The 1,695-nt window shown below is 70.4% G+C and carries 3 protein-coding genes; all 3 read right to left on the reverse strand.

Features of this window, described 5'->3' with window-relative positions:
• Window positions 1-253 (reverse strand): biotin/lipoyl-containing protein (locus tag ACP4IX_RS36105; RefSeq protein ID WP_426527166.1); only part of this gene is annotated, 253 nt, incomplete at its 3' end.
• A 10-nt stretch (window positions 254-263) separates the two neighbouring features.
• Window positions 264-1,229: an alpha-ketoacid dehydrogenase subunit beta gene (locus ACP4IX_RS36110; RefSeq protein ID WP_426558872.1), complete on the reverse strand. Its 966-nt coding sequence runs from the start codon at window positions 1,227-1,229 to the stop codon at window positions 264-266.
• 31 nt (window positions 1,230-1,260) lie between these two features.
• Window positions 1,261-1,695, reverse strand: a 435-nt coding sequence (locus ACP4IX_RS36115; RefSeq protein ID WP_426558870.1) for a thiamine pyrophosphate-dependent enzyme, incomplete at its 5' end; no start/stop codon positions are given.

The following is a 1,695-nucleotide window of genomic DNA, read 5'->3' on the forward strand; positions in this document are numbered from 1 at the left end:
CGGCGACCGCGATGATGGAGGTGCCCACGTCGACGGTGGTGCCTTCGGGGAAGTGGAGCTCGCGGACCACGCCGTCGTAGGGGATGGGGAGTTCGACGGCGGCCTTCGCCGTCTCGACCTCGCACACGACCTGCCCGTCGGTGACGGTGTCACCGGGCTGGACGTACCACTTGAGGATCTCGGCCTCGGTGAGTCCCTCGCCCACGTCGGGCATCCTGAACTCGCGTACGGACCCTTCGGTCATCGTCGTCACGACCCTCTCCTCAGTACGCCAGCGAGCGGTCGACGGCATCCAGCACCCGGTCCAGATCGGGCAGGTACTCCTCCTCCAGACGCGCCGGCGGATACGGCGCGTGGTAACCGCCGACCCTCAGCACCGGGGCCTCCAGGTGGTAGAAGCAGCGTTCCGTGATCCGGGCCGCGATCTCCGCGCCCGAACCCAGGAACACCGGCGCCTCGTGGACCACGACCAGCCGGCGGGTCTTCTCCACCGACGCCTGGACCGTGTCGAAGTCGACCGGGGAGATCGACCGCAGGTCCACCACCTCCAGCGAGCGGCCCTCCTCGGCCGCCGCGTCGGCGGCCTCCCGGCACAGCTTCACCATCGGGCCGTACGCGGCCAGCGTCAGGTCGGTGCCCTCGCGCACCACACGCGCGGTGTGCAGCGGACCCGGGATGGCCTCGGCGTCGACCTCGCCCTTGTCCCAGTAGCGCCGCTTGGGCTCGAAGTAGATCACCGGGTCGTCGCTCTGGATGGCCTGCTGCATCATCCAGTAGGCGTCCGCCGGGTTCGACGGCGAGACCACCTTCAGACCCGCCACGTGCGCGAACAGCGCCTCCGGGGACTCGGAGTGGTGCTCGACCGCGCCGATGCCGCCCCCGTAGGGGATGCGGATGACGACCGGCATCTTGACCTTGCCCAGCGAACGGGCGTGCATCTTCGCCAGCTGGGTGACGATCTGGTCGTAGGCCGGGAAGACGAAGCCGTCGAACTGGATCTCCACCACCGGCCGGTACCCGCGCAGGGCCAGACCGATGGCGGTCCCGACGATGCCGGACTCGGCCAGCGGGGTGTCGATGACCCGCTCCTCGCCGAAGTCCTTCTGCAGACCGTCGGTGACCCGGAAGACACCACCGAGCTTGCCGACGTCCTCACCCATGATCAGGACCTTGGGGTCCGCCTCCAGCGCCCGGCGCAGCGACTCGTTGATCGCCTTGGCCAGCGCCATCTTCTTGCCGGTCACGGATTCCGCAGCCATCTCAGACCCCCTCGGCCTCTGCGAACGACGCCTGGTAGGCGGCGAACCGGGCCCGCTCCTCGTCGACGAGCGCGTGCCCGTCCGCGTACACGTTCTCGAAGATGGCGAACCGGTCCGGGTCCGGCATCGAGCGGACCGCAGCGCGCAGGCCGGCGGTCACGGCGTCGCACGCGCGGTCCACCGCTCCCAAGAAGACGTCGTCCGCCAGGCCCGTGCCGGTGAGATGGTCCCGGAGGCGGCTGATCGGGTCCTTCTCGGCCCACTCCCGCACCTCCGCCTCGTGCCGGTAGCGGGAGGGGTCGTCCGAGGTGGTGTGGGCGCCCATGCGGTACGTGTACGCCTCGATCAGCGCCGGGCCCTCACCGCGCCGCGCCCGCTCCAGCGCCCACCGGGTCACCGCGAGACAGGCCAGGACGTCGTTGCCGTCGACGCGTAC

The organism is Streptomyces sp. WG5, assembly GCF_049974565.1.
Classification (GTDB): Bacteria; Actinomycetota; Actinomycetes; order Streptomycetales; family Streptomycetaceae; genus Streptomyces.